The 17532-nt window shown below is 65.0% G+C and carries 16 protein-coding genes; 12 read left to right on the plus strand and 4 right to left on the minus strand.

Annotated features, from left to right (window positions below):
• Positions 1-79: 79 nt before the first annotated feature.
• The gene (locus NNZ72_RS18600; RefSeq protein WP_257317013.1) at positions 80-1135 is read right to left on the minus strand and encodes a LacI family DNA-binding transcriptional regulator; all 1056 of its coding nucleotides are present in this window, start codon (positions 1133-1135) and stop codon (positions 80-82) included.
• 182 nt (positions 1136-1317) lie between these two features.
• On the opposite strand from NNZ72_RS18600, the gene NNZ72_RS18605 reads away from it, so the two are divergent.
• The gene (locus tag NNZ72_RS18605) at positions 1318-2205 is read left to right on the plus strand and encodes a TIM barrel protein (RefSeq protein ID WP_257317015.1); all 888 of its coding nucleotides are present in this window, start codon (positions 1318-1320) and stop codon (positions 2203-2205) included.
• 47 nt (positions 2206-2252) lie between these two features.
• Here NNZ72_RS18605 and NNZ72_RS18610 read toward each other — a convergent pair whose 3' ends face one another.
• Positions 2253-3128, minus strand: a complete 876-nt coding sequence (locus tag NNZ72_RS18610) for an SMP-30/gluconolactonase/LRE family protein (protein WP_257317016.1) — start codon at positions 3126-3128, stop codon at positions 2253-2255.
• An 8-nt stretch (positions 3129-3136) separates the two neighbouring features.
• On the minus strand, positions 3137-5014 hold the full coding sequence (iolD, locus tag NNZ72_RS18615; protein WP_257317017.1) for a 3D-(3,5/4)-trihydroxycyclohexane-1,2-dione acylhydrolase (decyclizing): 1878 nt from the start codon (positions 5012-5014) through the stop codon (positions 3137-3139).
• A 154-nt stretch (positions 5015-5168) separates the two neighbouring features.
• Here iolD and NNZ72_RS18620 point away from each other — a divergent pair, with 154 nt between their 5' ends.
• The 11 genes from NNZ72_RS18620 to NNZ72_RS18670 all read left to right on the plus strand — a co-directional run bounded on the left by NNZ72_RS18620 (position 5169) and on the right by NNZ72_RS18670 (position 16651).
• Positions 5169-5903, plus strand: a complete 735-nt coding sequence (locus NNZ72_RS18620; protein ID WP_257317049.1) for an SDR family NAD(P)-dependent oxidoreductase — start codon at positions 5169-5171, stop codon at positions 5901-5903.
• A gap of 23 nt (positions 5904-5926) precedes the next feature.
• Positions 5927-7069, plus strand: coding sequence for a Gfo/Idh/MocA family protein (locus NNZ72_RS18625; RefSeq protein WP_257317018.1), 1143 nt, complete (start codon positions 5927-5929; stop codon positions 7067-7069).
• A gap of 230 nt (positions 7070-7299) precedes the next feature.
• Positions 7300-8283: a phosphoglycerate dehydrogenase gene (locus NNZ72_RS18630; protein WP_257317019.1), complete on the plus strand. Its 984-nt coding sequence runs from the start codon at positions 7300-7302 to the stop codon at positions 8281-8283.
• Positions 8284-8286: 3 nt separating this feature from the next.
• A complete protein-coding gene (locus NNZ72_RS18635) occupies positions 8287-9060 on the plus strand; it encodes an HpcH/HpaI aldolase family protein (RefSeq protein ID WP_257317020.1) in 774 nt (257 codons plus the stop codon).
• A gap of 423 nt (positions 9061-9483) precedes the next feature.
• Positions 9484-10503: a Gfo/Idh/MocA family oxidoreductase gene (locus NNZ72_RS18640; protein WP_257317021.1), complete on the plus strand. Its 1020-nt coding sequence runs from the start codon at positions 9484-9486 to the stop codon at positions 10501-10503.
• A 67-nt stretch (positions 10504-10570) separates the two neighbouring features.
• Positions 10571-11539 (plus strand): ABC transporter substrate-binding protein, encoded by a 969-nt coding sequence (locus NNZ72_RS18645; protein ID WP_257317022.1) that lies wholly within the window; start codon positions 10571-10573, stop codon positions 11537-11539.
• A 63-nt stretch (positions 11540-11602) separates the two neighbouring features.
• A complete protein-coding gene (locus NNZ72_RS18650; protein ID WP_257317023.1) occupies positions 11603-13072 on the plus strand; it encodes a sugar ABC transporter ATP-binding protein in 1470 nt (489 codons plus the stop codon).
• Positions 13073-13089: 17 nt separating this feature from the next.
• Positions 13090-14067: an ABC transporter permease gene (locus NNZ72_RS18655; protein ID WP_257317024.1), complete on the plus strand. Its 978-nt coding sequence runs from the start codon at positions 13090-13092 to the stop codon at positions 14065-14067.
• Between the two features lie 11 nt (positions 14068-14078).
• Positions 14079-14864, plus strand: a complete 786-nt coding sequence (locus NNZ72_RS18660) for an SDR family oxidoreductase (protein WP_257317025.1) — start codon at positions 14079-14081, stop codon at positions 14862-14864.
• A 16-nt stretch (positions 14865-14880) separates the two neighbouring features.
• Entirely contained in the window at positions 14881-15651 is a 771-nt protein-coding gene (locus NNZ72_RS18665; RefSeq protein WP_257317026.1) for an SDR family NAD(P)-dependent oxidoreductase, read from the plus strand.
• 1 nt (position 15652) lies between these two features.
• Positions 15653-16651 carry a LacI family DNA-binding transcriptional regulator gene (locus NNZ72_RS18670; protein WP_257317027.1) on the plus strand — a complete coding sequence of 333 codons (999 nt, stop codon included), beginning with the start codon at positions 15653-15655 and terminating at the stop codon, positions 16649-16651.
• Positions 16652-16693: 42 nt separating this feature from the next.
• Here the strand turns inward: NNZ72_RS18670 and NNZ72_RS18675 are convergent, their stop codons facing one another.
• Positions 16694-17524 carry an N-acyl homoserine lactonase family protein gene (locus NNZ72_RS18675; protein ID WP_257317028.1) on the minus strand — a complete coding sequence of 277 codons (831 nt, stop codon included), beginning with the start codon at positions 17522-17524 and terminating at the stop codon, positions 16694-16696.
• Positions 17525-17532 lie beyond the last annotated feature (8 nt).

Here is a 17532-nt window from a genome sequence, read left to right on the forward strand (position 1 = left end):
CGGCACATTCCGGGTGTTGTCAACGATCCCGTCGCCGTATGCGGGCCGGCCGGCAATGACGGTGTTCAGGATTTCCGGGTCAGCCGGCAGGGACGGCGCGCGCCGTGGAGCCGCGCTCCACGAGCGGAGCCGCAATCAGGTGCAGGGAGTTGCCCGCAAGCTGTTCGCCATCGATCATCTTCGAAAGCAGGTCCATCGCCCGGCGTATCATGGCGTCGCCGTCCTGCCTGATGGTGGTCAGGTCGAAGCTCGGCCACGATGCGGCGGGAATGTCGTCGAAGCCGGCGATCAGCACGTCCTCGGGGATGCGCAGCCCTGCCGCCTTCGCCGCCTCCATCGCGCCCAAGGCCATCAGGTCGTTCGCGCAGAAGATCGCGTCGGGCGGCCTCTTGGCGGCAAGAAGCTTCCTCGCGGCCTCGTAACCCTCATCATGCCGGAAGTCGCCGTATGTCACGGCCACATCCGTCACGCCCTCGCGCATCAGGCCGGCGAGATAGCCGGCGAAGCGGTCCTCGCTCGCGAGGTTCCCCTTCTTGCCGCCGATATAGGCGAAGCGCTTGCCGCCGCGCTTGAGGAATAGCGATGCAATCTGCCTGCCGCCTTCGACGTTGTCGCTGCAGATCGAGGCGACCCATTCGTTCGACAGCTTGTTGTTGAAGAGGACAACCGGCGTATGCATCTTCGCGCATCGCTCGGCGGCCTCGGGAGATACGATCGACAGCGCGGAAATGATGCCGTCCACCCGATAGCCCAGGATGTCCGGGATGATCTCGTCGATGTATTCGCCGTGGTTCACCGAGAAGAACATGACGTTCGACCCGGACTTCTGGATGGCCTGCGCAAGCGCCTCCACCACGCTGGCATAGAACGGATTGTAGAGCCCGCCGCTGACGATCGCGATCAGGGAGGAGCGATGTGTCAGCATAATCCGTGGGATAATGCTTGGACCGTAGCCGAGCTCGTCGGCCGCCTTCATGACCTTCGCGCGCGTCTTGGGCGAAACGCTGGCCCCTTCGGTGAAGGTGCGGGACACCGCGGATTGGGACACGCCGGCCAGTCGCGCGACATCCATGGACGATGCATATTTCTTGCGAAGCTGCCCGCCGCTCGGGTCACTGGGATTGTTCTTTTTCAAATCGAAGGTCCCATCCAGCCCGTCGAGGCGTCAGATCCATCACCATGCGCGGAAAATATCACAGGCCGGCGAAATTCCTAGTGCGCATCCATTTGCGGCCCGGCAATATTGCATTGCTATGCAAAAAAGGTTAGTGCTTCGGACAGCCGGCCGCATCGCGGGCGGGCAAAGGGAGATTTTCAATGCATGTGAAACTGGCGAACGCTCCGGTGTCCTGGGGCGTGGACTATGCTGACGACCCCAAGAATCCGCTGTGGCGGAAGGTGATGGACGAGATCGCCGAGGCCGGTTACCGCCACACGGAGCTCGGGCCCTACGGGTTCTATCCGACGGATCCGGCCGTCCTGTCGACGGAATTCGCGAAACGGGGGCTCGCCGTCGAAGCCGGGTTTGTTTTCCAGATCCTGCACGACCCGTCCAAGACCGAGGCGGTTCTCGAGAATGCGCGGCGGACGGTCGAGCTCCTCGCGGCGGTCGGCGGGCGTCACCTGGTGACGATCGACCATATCTCGGAGGAACGGATGGCGACCGCGGGCCGGCGGGATCTTGCAGGGAAGCTGGACGCGCCCCGCTTCGACCACATGATCGGGCTCATCGATCAGATCGCCGACATCGCGCTTGCGAAGGGCGTGAAGCCGGTGATCCACCAGCACGCCGGCTGCTACATCGAGTACGAGGACGAGCTCGAAGCCGTTCTCGATCGTCTCGATGCCGAGCGGGTGGGCATCTGCGTCGATACCGGGCACATGGCCTATGCCGGCATCGATCCCGTCGCGTTCTACGAACGTCATGCGGATCGCGTGCTCTACTTCCACTTCAAGGACATCGATCGCGGCGTCCACGAGCGGGTCCTGGCCGAGAAGGTTCCCTTCCTGGCGGCAATCGAGCAGAAGATCTTCTGCCCGATGGGAAGCGGCGTCGTCGATTGGCCGACGCTGGCCAAGGTGCTCAGGTCGCACGGTTACGACGGTGCTGCGAACATCGAGCAGGACATCGACCCGACGATTTCGTTCGATCCCCTTGGCGACGCCCGCAAGAGCCTCGCCTATCTGAAATCGGTCGGGTTCTGAACGAGGGCGGGCACGGCCGGGCGGAACAGCCGCCCGACCGCGCCGCATCATCCGAAAAGGTGAGGCGGCAGCCCGCGCACCCCCGGCTCGACAACGAAGATGTCGCCGGAATGCGGCTGGGATTTTCGCGCTTCCTCGTCGAGAAGCCGCTTCGTCGTGATGATCACGAGCCTGTCCAGGTCCGGCCCCGCGAAGGCGCAGGACGTGACCTGGGTGGCGGGGAGGCGAACGCTCCCGATGAGCTTCCCGTCGGCGGAATAGTGATGCACGGCGCCGCCGCCGAATTCGGCGATCCACAAGCCGCCTTCCGCGTCGACCGCGATGCCGTCGGGAATCCCCCTGTAGCCGCCGACGTCGATGAACACCTCGCGATCGGATATCCCTCCCGTTTCCCCGTCGTAGCGGAAGCGCCACACCTGTTTCCTCACGCTGTCGGCAAAGAGCATATGCTCGCCGTCCGGCTGCCAGGCGAGCGTGTTCGGGACGCTGATCTCGTCGAGGACCCGTGTCACCCTGCCGTCTTTCTCCAACCGGTAGAGGCAACCCGTCGGAAAACGGCCGAGGGTGGAGATCGACCCCACCCAGAACCGGCCCTGCGGATCGCATTTTCCCTCGTTGAGCCGATGGTCGGGCTTGTCCGGTTCCGGGTCGACGACCAGTTCGAAGGCGCCGGAATCGGGATCGACCATGTGAATGCCGCTTTGAAGGCCGGCGATCAGGCGGCCGTCCCCGGCAAGGGCGAGCGCGCCTCCGAGGGCCGGGAGCGGCAGGGCGCGATCCTTGCCCGACGCCCATTCGTAGGCATGCAGCTTCCGGCCGATGATATCCATGAAGAACAGCGTGTTCCGACCGCCGTCCCAGACGGGGCATTCGCCGAGCTCCGTCTGGGCGGCGAGCAGCAATTCGGGTTCCAGCCTCGTCATGGCGCGCCTCAACCGAGATAGCGCTGATGACGCACGCCGGAGCGGAACCGGGCGGTCGCGGCACTCACGGATTGCGTGCCGGTGACCTCCGCGGCGCCGACATCCCACCAGACGCCCGAGCCGATCGACCGCCCGCGCTTCTCGGCCTTGACGACGATGACGCTCGGGCCCGCGGTGCGTCGCGCGGCGGCAAGCGCCGCCTTGAGCTCAGCCTCGTCCGCCGCGGAGAAGACGGTCGCGCCCATGGACCTCGCATTGGCCGCGTAATCGACCTCGAGATAGGCTCCGTTCGGCTGGAGCGCGTCGTTGTCGCGCGCGCGGAACTCGTTTCCGAGGTTGTCGATGCCGGTCGAATTCTCCTGCAGGTCGCGGATGCACTGATAGCCGTAGTTCTCGATGACGACGACGGTGATCTTCGCGTTCTCCTGCACGGCCGTCACGATTTCCGTTGGGCCCATCAGGTAGGTGCCGTCGCCGATGATGGCGAAGACCTCGCCGGCGCCGCTGTCGCCAAGTCTGGCGCCGATGGCGGCGGGAATCTCGTGGCCCATGGTGGAAAAGCCGAACTCGATGAACGTCTTCGATCCGTTCGAATTGTCCCAGGCCTTGTGGATCTCGCCGGGCGGCGTGCCCGCTGCCGCGATCACGATATCTCCCGGCGACGTCGCCTCGTTGACGGCCCGGACGATCGTGCCCTGGCTGAGGGGTGCGCCGGGCTCGACGGCGATATCCGCGCGATAGGCGTCCTTCCACTCCGCCTGCCTTAGGGCGATCTCGGCACGATAGCCGCCCGCGGTCGCGTATTTTCTTGCTTCGAGGCCGCGGCCGATGCGCTCGAGCGCAAGCCGTGCGTCGGCAACCACCGGCAGCCCGCGCAGCTTGTGGGCGTCGTAGCTGTTCGTGTTGATCGAGATGAAGGTGGCGTCCGGATTGTGGAAGGCGGAGCGGGAGCCGGTCTGGAAGTCCTGAAGCCGTGTGCCGATGGCGACGACGACGTCGGCCTTCTCCGCGATCCTGCCCGCAGCCCCCGTGCCCGTGACGCCCATGCCGCCAAGGCAATAGCCGGTGTCCAGGCTGACCCCTTTGCCGGCATGCGTCTCCGCGACGGGGATGCCGAACGTGTCGGCGAAGTCGCGCAGCGTGCCCTCGGCCGCCGAATAGCGCACCCCGCCGCCGGCGATGATCAGCGGCGCCCGGGCGTTGGCGAGAATAGCGATCGCCTCGTCGATGTCGTCCGGCGAAGGCTCGCGCCGGCGGATGACCCAGTTGCGCTCGCGGAAGAACGCGACGGGATAGTCGAAGGCCTCGCCCTCCACGTCCTGCGGGAACGCGATGGTGACGGCGCCCGTCTCCGCCGGGTCCGTGAGAACGCGCATCGCTTCCGGAAGGGCGGTCAGGAGCTGCTCGGGCCGGGAAATCCGGTCGAAGAAGCGGCTGACCGGGCGGAGGCAGTCGTTGACCGTCAGGTCGGCCTCGATCGGATGCTCCAGCTGCTGAAGGACGTTGCCGGTCCGGCGGTGGGCAAACGTGTCGGAGGCGAACAGCAGGACGGGGATCCGGTTGACCGTCGCCGCCGCGGCGCCGGTGATCATGTTGGTCGAACCCGGGCCGATGGAGGCGGTGCAGGCAAGCGTCGCGCGGCGGTTCTTCGCCTTCGCGTAGCCGATCGCCGAATGGACCATCGCCTGCTCGTTCTTCGGTTGGTAGTAGGGCAGTTCCTGGCCGTATTCCTCGATCGCCTGGCTGATGGAGGCGACATTGCCGTGGCCGAAGATTCCGAAGATGCCGCCGATCAGGCGTTCCCGCTCCCCGTCCAGGATCGAGAATTGCTTCTGCAGGTAGATGATAGCCGCCTGTGCGGCGGTCAGTCTCATGGTGCTCGACATGGGTCCTCCCTGGGCGCCTTCGCGTTGATATTTTTTCAAATAGACAAAATTGCAAAGCTATGCAAACTAGATCTTATGCGGTATACGCAAAAATCATCATTTATAACAGGGTGCTTAAGTGCTCTGTCGCGTTCCAGTCCTGCGAGAGCAAGCTATGCAAAGATTCCTAGGAAAAGTCGCGCTGGTCACCGGCGCATCGACGGGTATTGGATTCGAAACGGTCAGGCGCATGCGGGACGAGGGTGGAACCGTATACGCCGCCCACCGGCGCGGCGAGCTTGAGCTCGAAGGCGCAAGATCGGTTCGCCTGGATGTCACCGACGAAGGCAACTGGGAGCGCGTCGTCGCGGACATCCTCGCCGAAGCCGGGCGCCTGGACATCCTGGTGAACAATGCCGGCGTGCGCGAGAGCGGCCTGGTGGAGGAGACGAGCCTGGAGCAATGGCATCGCCTCATCGATACCAACCTCACGAGCATCTTCCTCGGCTGCCGTGCCGCCGTTCCTGCGATTCGCCGGTCGGGCGGCGGCGCGATCGTCAATGTCGGCTCCATCACCGGCATTCGCGGCACCGAGAACATGGCCGCCTACAGCGCTTCGAAAAGCGGCGTCACGTCCTTCACCTCCTCGATGGCGCTCGATCTCGCCCCCGGCAACATCCGCGTCAATGCCGTATGCCCGGCCGCCATCCGCACGCGCATGGTGACCGGCTGGCTGGATTCGACACCCGACAGCGAAGCCCTCGAGGCCGCCGTCGTCGCGAAGCACCCCATCGGCCGGATCGGCAGGCCGGAGGAGGTCGCAAGCGTCATCGCCTTCCTGGCGAGCGACGACGCATCCTTCATGACCGGTCTGTCGATCCCGGTCGATGGCGGCCGAAGCATTCGCTAAAAGAAGAACCCCGGGAGAACTTCATGGACAGAATTCGGTTCGGCATCGTCGGATCCGGCTACATGGCCAAGCTGCACAGCCTGGCCCTGCGCAACATCGGCTGCTATCTCTGGCCGACGCTGCCGCGCATCGAAATGGTCCGCATGGCGGACATCGTGGCGGACGCTGCGCGCGAGGGCGCGGCGCGCTGGGGCTGGCAGGATCACACCGCCGACTGGAAAGAGGTGACCCGCGCTCCGGACATCGACGTCGTTATCGTGATCACGCCGAACGACAGCCATGCGGAGATCGCGATCGACGCATTCGACCACGGGAAGCACGTGTTCTGCGAAAAGCCGCTCTCGAACACGGTCGCCGCCGCCGAGCGGATGGCCGAGACGGCGCGGAAATCGGGCAAGGTCAATATCGTCAACTTCTCCTATCGCACCTGGCCGGGCGTCGAGCTTGCAAGACAGCTCATCCGCGATGGCGAGCTGGGTGATCTGCTTCATTTCGAGGGGCATTTCTTCCAGGATTATGCCGCCGATCCGGGCCTGCCGTTTTCCTGGCGGTTCGACAGGTCCGTTGCCGGCGGGGGGGCGTTCGGCGATATCGGCTCGCACATCATGGATATCGCATGCGCGCTGATGGGTCCGGTCGAGGCGATCGCCGCGCGCTCGACACGGCTCTACGACAGGCGGCCCGCCGAGGCGCCGGATGGACGGGAGGTGACGGTCGACGATCTGACCGCCTCGCTCGTCCAGTTCTCGAACGGGGCGCTGGGCTCGGTGCATGCTTCCTGGGCCGCGACCGGACACAAGTCCGACCTCAGCTTTTCGGTGACCGGAACGAAAGGCTCGCTGTCGTTCAGCTGGGAGCGCAATAACGAGCTGCACTTCTTCAGCGCCGCCGACCCCCAGCGAACGGGAGGCTTCCGCCGCATCATGCTGGGAGGCATCCATCCGGAGGCCGATCCCTTCTGGTATGCGCAGGGGCAGGGGCTCGGCTACGGCGAAGCCTTCGTCGTCACCGCCCGGCGCGCCATCGAGGCCGTGATGCGCAACGATCTCAACGCCACCCCCAATTTTCAGCAGGCCTTGCACATCAACCGGGTGATCGCCGGAGCGTACCAGTCCGCCGAAGAGGACCGTTGGGTCAGGATTCCCGAAACCGCGGCCTTCGGCTGAACCTGGTGTCGGGGTCGGCAGCGGGCGAAACCGCGGAGCTTAATGCATAGCTATTCATCGGAGGGAGAGATGACGCGTTACGAATTGATAGGGGGCTTGCCGGCGGGTGCCGGGCCGCTGCCCGCCACGAAGATCGAGGGCCCGCCGGTCTCGCTTTGCGCGCCGTCGCCGGCGGCCGGTCATGGATCAAGGGCCGGATTCCGGGCCTTGGAAAGCGCGAGGTCTTAGCCATGGGACGCATCTTCGTAAGCTGGCCGGGCTATAGTGCCCTCGATCCGGAAACGGGAGCCAGGCTCGCCGCCGCGGGGCACGAGCTCGTCCTGCAGCCGAAAACCGGAAACCGCTCGCCCGAGGAGCTCGCTCTCCTTCTTGAAGATTGCGATGCGGCGATCGTCTCCACGGACCCCTTCACCCGGGAGGTCCTTGCCGGCAACCGGAACCTGAAGGTGATCGCGCGCGTCGGCGTCGGAACGGATTCGATCGACCACGAGGCGGCGCGGGAATTCGGCGTGGGCATCTCGATCACCCCCGGGATGAATGCCGAGACCGTGGCCGATCAGGCGCTCGCCATGATCCTCGGCCTCATCCGGCGGGTCGTCAGCCAGGACCAGGCAGTCAAGGCGGGCCGTTGGGACAGGGTGGGCGAAGCGATGCCGGCGGAGCTCTACAAGAAGACGGTCGGCCTCGTCGGTGCCGGAAACATCGGCCGGGCGGTCATCCGCAGGCTTCTCGGTTTCGGCACGCGCGTCGTCTATTTCGATGCCCTGGTCGAGCATGTGGAGGGGGCGACGCGCTGCGTCAGCCTGGACGAACTGCTGGAGACGTCGGACATCGTTTCGCTTCATGCGCCGCTTCTGGCCGAGACGCGCAATCTGATGAATACGGCGCGCATCGCGCAGATGCGCAAGGGCGCGTACCTCGTGAACACCTCGCGCGGCGGGCTGGTCGACCAGCCCGCACTGTTTTCCGCGCTGCGGTCGGGCCATCTCGCGGGTGCCGCGCTCGACGTCTTCGAGGTCGAGCCTCCGGGGGCCGAGGCCCTGGCCGGCGTGCCGAACCTGCTGACATCCGCCCATATGGGCGGCATCAGCCACGAGTCGGTCGCGAGGATGACGCGATCGGCGACGACCTCCGTGCTGGCGGTGCTGGCAGGCGAGATCCCGGACACCGTCATCAATCCTGACGCGCTGCGGGCGCGTTTTGCGGGGGGCTGAGCCATGCAGAGAACGCTGGCATTCAAGGAGCGCATGCGCGCTCGCGCGCTGACGGTCGGGACGTGGGTCAAGACGCCCTCCCGCATCGTCACCGAGGTCCTTTCCGGCTCCGTGCTGGACGTGCTTTGCCTCGACGCCGAGCATGCGCCGTTCGACCGCATGGACCTCGACGGGGCCGTCCTGTCGGCGCGATCCCTGGACATGCCGGTCCTGGTACGCATCCAGGCGCCGGAGCCGACGCAGATCCTCAATGCGCTCGACCTGGGCGCCACCGGCATCGTGATCCCCCATGTCCACGACGTCGGCAGGACCCGTGCGCTCGTCTCCTCCTGCCTCTACGGACCGGGAGGGCGCGGCTATGCGGGCTCGACCCGCGCGGCCGGATATACCAAGGCGAAGATGGCCGACCACATACCGGCGTCGAACCGGCTGACGACGATCGTCGCGCAGATCGAGGATGCCGAGGCGCTCGCCGTGCTCGACGACCTGATGGCCATCGACGAGATCGACTGCTTCTTCATAGGGCGGGCAGACCTTGCGGTGGCGCTCGGTGCGCCATCGGCGGCGGCTCCCGAGGTGATCGAGGCGTCCGTCAGGATTTGCGAAGCCGCGTCACGCTTCGGCAAGGCCGTCGGAATGTTCGTTCCCGACCTGAGCGAGATTCCGAAGTGGAGCGGCCTCGGCGTCAGCCTCTACCTCCTGGAATCCGACCAGGTCTTCCTGCTGAACGGCGCGTCGCGCCTCAGGCAGGCCGTCTACGACGCCAGCGGTCTGTAAAGGGCAGCGACGATCGCTTCCCGATGGAAGCGGCATGTATGAGGCGCGGCCGGCAATGCCGCGCCTCTTATTGTGTGAGATTCCGACGTCGTCCCGATGATTGGCGTGACCTGTGCCTGCCTGACGCAAAACGGAAGCCTCGGCGGAACGCGTATCCAGCCGTCAAATGACGTTCCGGTGTCGGTGAGTGACCGTTGGAAGTGGCTACGGCAGCTTTATCAATTGCCACGCATCATGCATAATATGCAATAGAGGCAAAGCAGCGCTTAACCTGAACGCTGTGTGCATTCGAAAATCACCCGATTTTATGCGGTTTCCTCGATGAATCGGAATAATATCCAAAAACATAATCGTCGCTTCAGTTTTCCTATTTACATAATATGCAAATTGATGTTGGCTGTAATCACTCGGTGGGAGGAAACTGTGATCAAGATCGCTCTGATGGGGGCCGGCCGGATCGGCGCCCTGCACGCCCGAAATATCGCTGCAAGCGATGAGGCCCGGATCCATGTCGTCTACGACACCAGCGCCGCTGCCGCGCAGGCGCTGGCCGACCGTTACGGCGCGACGGCCGTCGACAGCGCCGACAGGGTGTTCGAGGACGCGCAGGTCGATGCCGTGTTCATCTGCTCGCCCACGGACACGCACGTGCCGTTCTCCGAACGCGCGGTGCGCAGCGGCAAGGCGGTGTTCTGCGAGAAGCCGATCGATCTGAACCTCGAAAGCGTGATGTCGATCGTCGCGCTGCTCCGGGAATATCCGGTCCCGTTCATGACGGGCTTCCACAGGCGGTTCGACGCGAGCACCCGCCGCATCAGGGAGCACGTCGATACCGGCCGTGTCGGCGAGCTGGAGTTCATGCGGGTCATGTCCCGTGACCCCGGTCCGCCGCCGCCGGCTTACGTCGCGCGCTCGGGCGGCATCTTCCGCGACATGACGATCCACGATCTCGATCTCTGCCGATGGCTCACGGGCCGCGAGTTCACCCGCGTCTTTGCGCGCGGCTTCAACCTCTTCGACGCGGGGACGAAGGCCGAGGGCGATTTCGACACGGCCACCGCGACCCTGTGGGACGACAAGGGCTTCAGCGTGGTGCTGCAGAACAGCAGGCGGTCGAACGGAGGGTTCGACCAGCGTATCGAAGTGATGGGCTCGGCCGCATCCGTCGGCATGGAGAACGTGCCGTTGACGCAGACCCGCCTCATCCTTCCGGACGGCCTCAAGTGCGATGCGCTGCCGGATCATTTCCCGCAGCGCTACGGCGGCGCCTATGTCGCGCAGCTCGCCGAGTTCCTGTCGGCCGTGAAGGAGAGGCGCCAGCCGATGACGACGGCGGTGGACGGCGTCGCCGCCCTGCAGCTTGCCGACGCCTGTGCCCTGTCGGCCGCCAACCAGACGGTCGTCGGGATCGAGCCGATCGCCTTATCGCTCGGCGTGAAATGAGGAGTTCGAGCCCCGCCGACCAGGCGAGGCCATGCGGTTCCCAGGTGGGAAATTGGAGGAGGATGAAATGAAAGCCTACAAGTATTATGCTCTCGCATCGGTCGTCGTCGGCGCGTTCGGCATGGCCTCTGCGCATGCCGAGACCATCTCCGTCGTGGTCAAGGATACGACCAGCCCCTACTGGCAGACGGTCATGGCCGGCGCCTGCAATGCCGGCAAGGAGCTGAACGCCACCGTCAACGTCACCGGACCGACGAGCGAGGCCGATATCGCCGGCCAGATCTCGATCCTGGAGAATGCGGTGAGCACGGGATCGCAGGCCATTCTTCTCGCCCCGTCGTCGTCCGACGGGCTCGGGGCCGCCGTCGACGAGGCGGGCGCGAAGGTGCCGGTCTTCCTGATCGACTCGGCGGCGAACTCGACGGCGTTCAAGTCGCTTATCGCGACCGACAACAAGGCGGGCGGCGTGCTGGCGGGCAAGGCCCTGGCCGAGGCGATCAAGAAGAAGAACGGTGCCGCCAAGGGTACGGTCGCCATCATCTCCTACGGCCCGGGCATCAACACGCTCGACGAGCGCATCGCGGGCTTCAAGGAGGGGCTCGCCGAAACCCCCGAGATCGAGATCGTCACCACGCGTGTCGGCGATTTCCAGACCACCACAGCGCTGAACCAGGCCAATGACGTTCTGTCGGCGTTCCCGCAGCTCGATGGCATCTATGCGGATGCCCTGTTTACCGGCATCGGCTCGGCCCAGGCGATCTCCGAGGCCGGCCGCAAGGGAAATCCGGTCCTCGTGACGTTCGACAGCAGCGACACCCTCGAGCAGAATCTGCGCGACGGCGTCGTCCAGGCGCTGGTCGTCCAGAATCCCTACAAGATGGGATACGACGGCATCGCCAACGCGCTCAAGAGCCTGAAGGGCGAAGACGTCCCCGCGCGGATCGATACCGGTGTTACGGTGATCACGTCGGACAACGTCGATTCGGCGGAGGCCAAGTCGCTGCTGCATCCCGACTTCTCCTGCCTTCAGCAATAAGCCGGGACTGGCATGATGAACCGTGTTGAACCTCTCCCAAGCGCAGCACGGCAAGAGCCGCTCGTGCGGCTCGAAGGTATCGGGAAGTCCTTTCCCGGTACCGTCGCCCTCGACGGGATCACGCTCGAGATCTTCCCGAGCGAGGCGCTGGCGATCGTCGGCGAGAACGGCGCCGGCAAGAGCACGCTGATCAAGATACTGACGGGCGCCCATACCCCGACGGCCGGCAGAATCCTCTTCGAGGGCGCCGAGGTCGATCTGCGCACGCCCGCCCAGGCGCAGGCGCTCGGCCTCAACGCGGTCCACCAGGAGGTCGTTCTCTGCCCGCACCTCTCCGTGGCGGAGAATATCTATCTCGGCATCGAGAAGACCGAGCGCGGCATCCTGGACAAGGCATGGATGCAGGAGCGTTCCCAGGAGCTTCTCGACGAGCTCGGTTTCGACATCGACGCATCGGTCGAGCTCGGGTCGCTTTCGATCGGCCGCCAGCAGCTCGTCGCCGCGGCGCGCGCCAAGATCCGCGCGAGCAAGCTCATCATCTTCGACGAACCCACGGCGTACCTGACGCGGCAGGAAACCGAGCAGCTGTTCAGCCTTATCCGGCACCTCAAGGAGGCCGGCGTCGCGGTGCTCTATATAAGCCACCGCATGGAGGAGATCTTCGAGCTTTGCGAGCGGGCCTGCGTGCTGCGCGACGGCAAGCTCATCTCGACCAGGCTGATCGCGGAAACCGATCAGGAGCAACTGATCCGGGACATGGTCAACCGCGATCTCGGCGACGTCCATTACAAGGAGGAGATCGACCGCGGCGAGGTGCTGCTGGAGGTCCGGGACCTTTCCGGTGCTGGCTTCGAGGACTTGAGCCTGACGGTGCGCCGCGGCGAGGTGGTCGGCCTGTTCGGCCTCATCGGCGCCGGGCGAAGCGAGTTCGTGCAGACCGTTTTCGGCCGGCACGGCGCGTCCGCCGGCTCGATGGTCCTGCATGGCCGCGACTACAATCCGAGGAACGTCGCCGAGGCGATCCGCAGGGGCCTCGCCCTCATTCCCGAGAGCCGGAAGCTCCAGGGCCTCTGCCTCAACCAGACCGTCGAGTTCAACCTCAATCTCAACCTGTTCAAGCGGCTGACGCGGCGGTGGCTGGTCAGCGACGATCTGGTCCGCGCCTCCGCGGAGAAGATGGTCGGGTCGCTCGAGATCCATCCGTCCGATCCGACGGTGGAGGTCGGCAATCTTTCCGGCGGCAACCAGCAGAAGGTGGTGATCGGCCGCTGGATGAACCACGGCGCCGAGATATTCATCTTCGACGAGCCGACGGTCGGCGTCGACGTCAAGACCAAGCGGCAGATCTACCTCCTGCTGGCCGAACTCCTGAAGCAGGGGGCAGGGGTGATCCTGGTCTCGTCCTATTTGCCGGAGGTCTACGACCTCAGCGACAAACTGATCGTCATGTACCGCGGGAAAATGGCGCGCGTCTTCGACCGGCCGCGTGACGTCTCGCACGAAGTGGTCCTTGCAGCCGCGCTCGGCGAATAGATACAGGGAGGAACGGCATGTCCGCCATCGCCGAAAACAAGCGAGCCTCGGTGAAGAAGAAGGGGGTGAGGTTCGGCGTCCTGCTGAACCTGACGCTCTTTTTCCTCCTGCTCGCGATCTGGGCTATCCTGGCCTTCACGACCGAGAGCTTTCTCACCGAGAACAACATCACGAACCTGATGCGGCAGTTCTCGCTGCTCGCGATCATTGCGATCGGCCAGACGTTCGTCATCATCACGGCCGGCATCGACCTTTCCGTCGGGGCGGTCGTCGGCCTGACCAGCGTCATCGTCGCGATGCTGCTGGCCGCGGGTGTCCCCATCTGGCTCGCCGTCAGCCTCACGCTGCTTGCCGGCGTGTTGATCGGCGCGGTGCACGCATTCGGCGTCTCCTACATGAAGCTTCCCCCGTTCATCGTCACCCTCGCCGGCCTGACGGGCTGGCGCGGTCTCGGCCTCCTGATGACGAACGGATTGGGGATTTCCGGGCTCCCGCCCGAGTTCAACGCTTTTTCCCGCGGGTTCGTCCTCGGGCTGCCCACCCTGTTCTGGATGGTCGTCGTCGTCGCGGTGCCGGCCTATGTGCTTCTCCACAAGGCGCGGATCGGCAAGTACATTTTCGCGGTGGGCTCGAACGCGGAGGCTGCCAGGCTGTCGGGGATCGATGCCCGTCAGACGATCTTCGTCGTCTACATCATCTCCAGCACCTGCGCCGCGCTGGCCGGGATCCTCGTGACCAGCCGGCTCGGCCTGGGGATCGCCACCACGGGCGACGGTTGGGAGCTGCAGGCGATCGCGTCGTCCGTGATCGGCGGCACCAGCCTGTTTGGCGCGATCGGCAGCATCATCGGCCCGACCCTGGGGTCTCTCCTGCTCTCGACGATCAACCAGGGCGCCAATCTTCTGAACGTCAATCCATTCTGGCAACGCATCATCACCGCGCTGCTGATCGTCGTCGTGGTGTTCGTCGACCATCTGCGCCGACGCCGCAGCTGAAGGAGAAAACCGTGATCGAGGCCCCGAACTTCAGGAACAGGATCTGCCTGGTCACCGGCGGCACCCAGGGTGTCGGCGAGGCGACCGCCCTGATGATGGCGTCGGCAGGCGCGGAAGCGGTCGCCATATGCGGGCGGCAGCAGGAGGCCGGCGAGCGCGTCGCGGACAAGATCCGGGCGCTGGGCGCCAAAGGCATATTCGTTAAGGCCGACCTGGCCCGCGTGGACGAATGTTTCCGGGTCGTCGATACCGTCGGCGACCAATGCGGCCGTCTCGACGTCCTGGCCAACGTGGCCGGGGTGACCGATCGCGGAACGATCGACGACACCAGCGTGGAGACATACGAGCGGCTGTTCGCGGTGAACACCCGGGCGCCGTTCTTTCTCATCCAGCGCGCGCTTCCCCTTCTCCGGAAGGGCACCGGCAGCACGGTGGTGAACGTCATCACGATCGCCGCGCACGGCGGGGCGCCCTTCATCGCGGCCTATGTCGCGTCGAAGTCCGCCCTCGTCGGCCTTACGAGAAATCTCGCCCACGCGCTGCGGCACGATCGTATCCGGGTGAACGGATTGAACATGGGCTGGACCGCGACGCCCGGCGAAGAGAGAACGCAGCGCACGGCACACGGCCACGGAGACGACTGGCAGGAGGAAATCGGCCGGACGAGGCCCTTCGGGCGCCTCCTGAAGCCGGAGGAGGTGGCGCGGGCGATCTGCTTTCTCGCCAGTTCCGAGAGCGCGCTGATGACCGGCTCGATCGTCGATTTCGACCAGACCGTCATGGGCGCATACGATTAGGAAAGAGGAGATGTCGATGAGCTTCGACAGAAGGGTAGCCGTCGTCACCGGCGGCGCGAGAAATATCGGCCTTGCCACGGTGAAGGCGTTCCTTGCGCGCGATGCGCGGGTCGTCCTCGTCGATCGCGACGACGAGACCGTCGACAGCGCGGTCTCCTCGCTCGGGGTCGCAGGCGATCGCCTGATCGGCGTTTCGGCTGACGTCTCGTCCGAGGAGTCCGTCAAGGCGCTCATGGACAGGGTCGGCGCCGCCTTCGGGTCCGTCAGCTACGTCGTCAACAATGCCGGCATCTGCACGCTGAACCTCGCGGTCGATCTCAGCGTCGAGGAGTGGGATCGCGTCCTGGCGGTGAATCTCAGAGGCCCCTGGCTCTGCGTGAAGCATGCGCTTCCCCTGATGAAGGACGGCGGCGCCGTCGTGAACATCGCGTCCCAGGCGGCACAGCGCGCGCAGCGGTTCACGGCCCACTACAGCGCTTCGAAAATGGGTATTATCGGGCTGACGAGGGCGCTCGCCGTAGAACTCGCGCCGAAGATCAGAGTAAACGCGGTGTCACCCGGCACCGTCTATACGAACATGATCGAGCATGAGATCAACTGGCGGATCAGCAAAGGGTTCGACAGCGACGGAGAAGCCGTGAAGAAAGATTGGCTTGACCGAATCCCGATGAAAAGATTTCAATCGGCCGATGCTATCGCGAAGGCAATTCTGTTCCTTTGCTCGGACGACGCGAGCGAAACGACCGGCGAGACGCTGAACGTGAGTGGCGGTGCGGTAATGGTTTGAGATGAAAAAGAGACAGCAACCCTCTTCCATCGACGTCGCACATCATGCCGGGGTTTCGCAGTCAGCGGTGTCCAGGACGTTCTCGGGACGGAGCGTTTCGGAAGAGACGCGGCGGAAGGTGCTCCGGGCGGCGGACGAGCTCGGCTACCGGCCCAATGCTCTTCTCAGGGTGATCACCCAGCAGTCGAACCTCATCGGCGTGGTGATGGGTGAGATCACCAACCCGTTCTATCCCGAAGTCCTGGAGGCCTTCCTGGTGGCCCTCGAGGAGCGCGGATACCGCGTCATGCTGAAGCACCTGAACGGTGCGAAGGACGCGGACGCGGCGATCGAGGAAGTCCTGGCCTACAAGGTGCGTGGCATCATCGTCACGTCGTCCTATCTCGGGCCGGAGATCGCCGAGCGCTGCGCGAAATCGGACGTGCCCGTCGTTCTCTTCAACCGCCTGATCCACGGCGTCGACGTCTCGGCGATCTCCTGCGACAATGTCGACGCCGGGCGGATGGTCGCCAATCTCTTCATGGATTGCGGCTTCAGCAGGCCGGCCTTCATCTCCGGAAGCCTGGCGGCGAGCTCGAACCTCGACCGGAAGAAGGGCTTCTTCGACCGCCTCGCCGAGAGGGGCGGACGGGAGCCGGTCGTCTTCGGCGACGAGCACAGCTACGAGGTGGGCGCGCGGGCCGCCGCCGATCTGCTCGCGCAGCCCGAGCGGCCCGATTGCATTTTCTGCGCGTCGGACGTGCTGGCGTTCGGGGCGATGGATACGCTGCGGGCCGCGGGCTGCCTGGTGCCCGAGCATGTTTCGATCGTGGGTTTCGACGACATCCCCATGGCCGCTTGGGGAGCCTTCAACCTCACGACCCTGCGGCAGCCGAGACGCCGCATGGTGAAGGAGGCGGTCGAGATCCTCCTTTCCCGGATAGACGGCTCCTCGGCCAAGCCCGTGCGCCTCGTTCCCGCGGAGCTGGTGATGAGGGGAACCCTCAAGGCCATGGCCTAGGAGCGTTCCTGTCGAGGAAGACGCCCGATCCCCGATCGCGGTTCACGACGCCTTGACGATGCGAAAGCCCTCGACCTCCTTGACGAGCGGCAGGTGCGCCCAGCGGTCGTTGTCGTGCATCATGATCAGCCGGGAGAGGTCGCCGGCGATCTCCTCGTTGATCCGGTCCATGGTCTCGAGCTGCTTCCAGATGCTGCCGATGCCGTTGTTGAGGGGCGCGAAGACGCCGTCGTGCCTGTGCCCCGTGAGGTTCAGCCGCGAATAGACGCAGTCGCCCGCCGCCACCAGCCGGCCGCGTCCCGTCTCGATGATGGTGAATTGCTGGCCGAGCGTATGGCCCTCGCCGAGCCGGACATGAATGCCCGGAATGAGGTTGTCCCGGTCGCCGTCGACCAGCGTCAGCCGGTGCTCGACCGCCGCGTCGAAGGCCGAGCGCATGTCGTCCGGATTGATGATCGCCGTGAGGAAGCCGTATTGCGGCGGCAACGCCATCGCCTCGTTCCAGGACAGCCATTCCCGCTTCTGGATGTAGATGCGGGCGTTCCGGAAGGCCGAGATCGAGCCCATGTGGTCGAAATGCGCATGGCTCAGCACGATGTCCGTCACGTCGTCGGCCTTCACGCCGAGCTCCGCCAGCATCCGGACCGGCGAGATCCAGTCGGGGATGCCGAACTTCTTCGAGAATTCCGCGCCGCTGCCCTCGTTGAGGAAGCCGGTGTCGACGAGCACGTTGCGCCCGCCGTTCTGCGCCAGCACGAAGCCGAAGGGCAGGTCGAGCACGCCCGCGTCGTGCGCGCCGTTGACGAGGTCGATCAGCGGCTGGTCCTTCGACCGGGCGAACTCGATGACGTGGACGTCCCAAAGGGTCGACATGGGCGGCC

The organism is Shinella pollutisoli (assembly GCF_024609765.1).
In the GTDB taxonomy this organism is placed as follows: Bacteria; Pseudomonadota; Alphaproteobacteria; order Rhizobiales; family Rhizobiaceae; genus Shinella; species Shinella pollutisoli.

Coding starts and splice junctions, on each gene's coding strand:
- NNZ72_RS18630 (WP_257317019.1), top strand. CDS start 7,300: ATGGGACGCATCTTCGTAAGCTGGCCGGGCTATAGTGCCCTCGATCCG.
- NNZ72_RS18645 (WP_257317022.1), top strand. CDS start 10,571: ATGAAAGCCTACAAGTATTATGCTCTCGCATCGGTCGTCGTCGGCGCG.
- iolD (WP_257317017.1), bottom strand. CDS start 5,014: ATGTCGAGCACCATGAGACTGACCGCCGCACAGGCGGCTATCATCTAC.
- NNZ72_RS18635 (WP_257317020.1), top strand. CDS start 8,287: ATGCAGAGAACGCTGGCATTCAAGGAGCGCATGCGCGCTCGCGCGCTG.
- NNZ72_RS18655 (WP_257317024.1), top strand. CDS start 13,090: ATGTCCGCCATCGCCGAAAACAAGCGAGCCTCGGTGAAGAAGAAGGGG.
- NNZ72_RS18610 (WP_257317016.1), bottom strand. CDS start 3,128: ATGACGAGGCTGGAACCCGAATTGCTGCTCGCCGCCCAGACGGAGCTC.
- NNZ72_RS18625 (WP_257317018.1), top strand. CDS start 5,927: ATGGACAGAATTCGGTTCGGCATCGTCGGATCCGGCTACATGGCCAAG.
- NNZ72_RS18670 (WP_257317027.1), top strand. CDS start 15,653: ATGAAAAAGAGACAGCAACCCTCTTCCATCGACGTCGCACATCATGCC.
- NNZ72_RS18675 (WP_257317028.1), bottom strand. CDS start 17,524: ATGTCGACCCTTTGGGACGTCCACGTCATCGAGTTCGCCCGGTCGAAG.
- NNZ72_RS18605 (WP_257317015.1), top strand. CDS start 1,318: ATGCATGTGAAACTGGCGAACGCTCCGGTGTCCTGGGGCGTGGACTAT.
- NNZ72_RS18620 (WP_257317049.1), top strand. CDS start 5,169: ATGCAAAGATTCCTAGGAAAAGTCGCGCTGGTCACCGGCGCATCGACG.
- NNZ72_RS18665 (WP_257317026.1), top strand. CDS start 14,881: ATGAGCTTCGACAGAAGGGTAGCCGTCGTCACCGGCGGCGCGAGAAAT.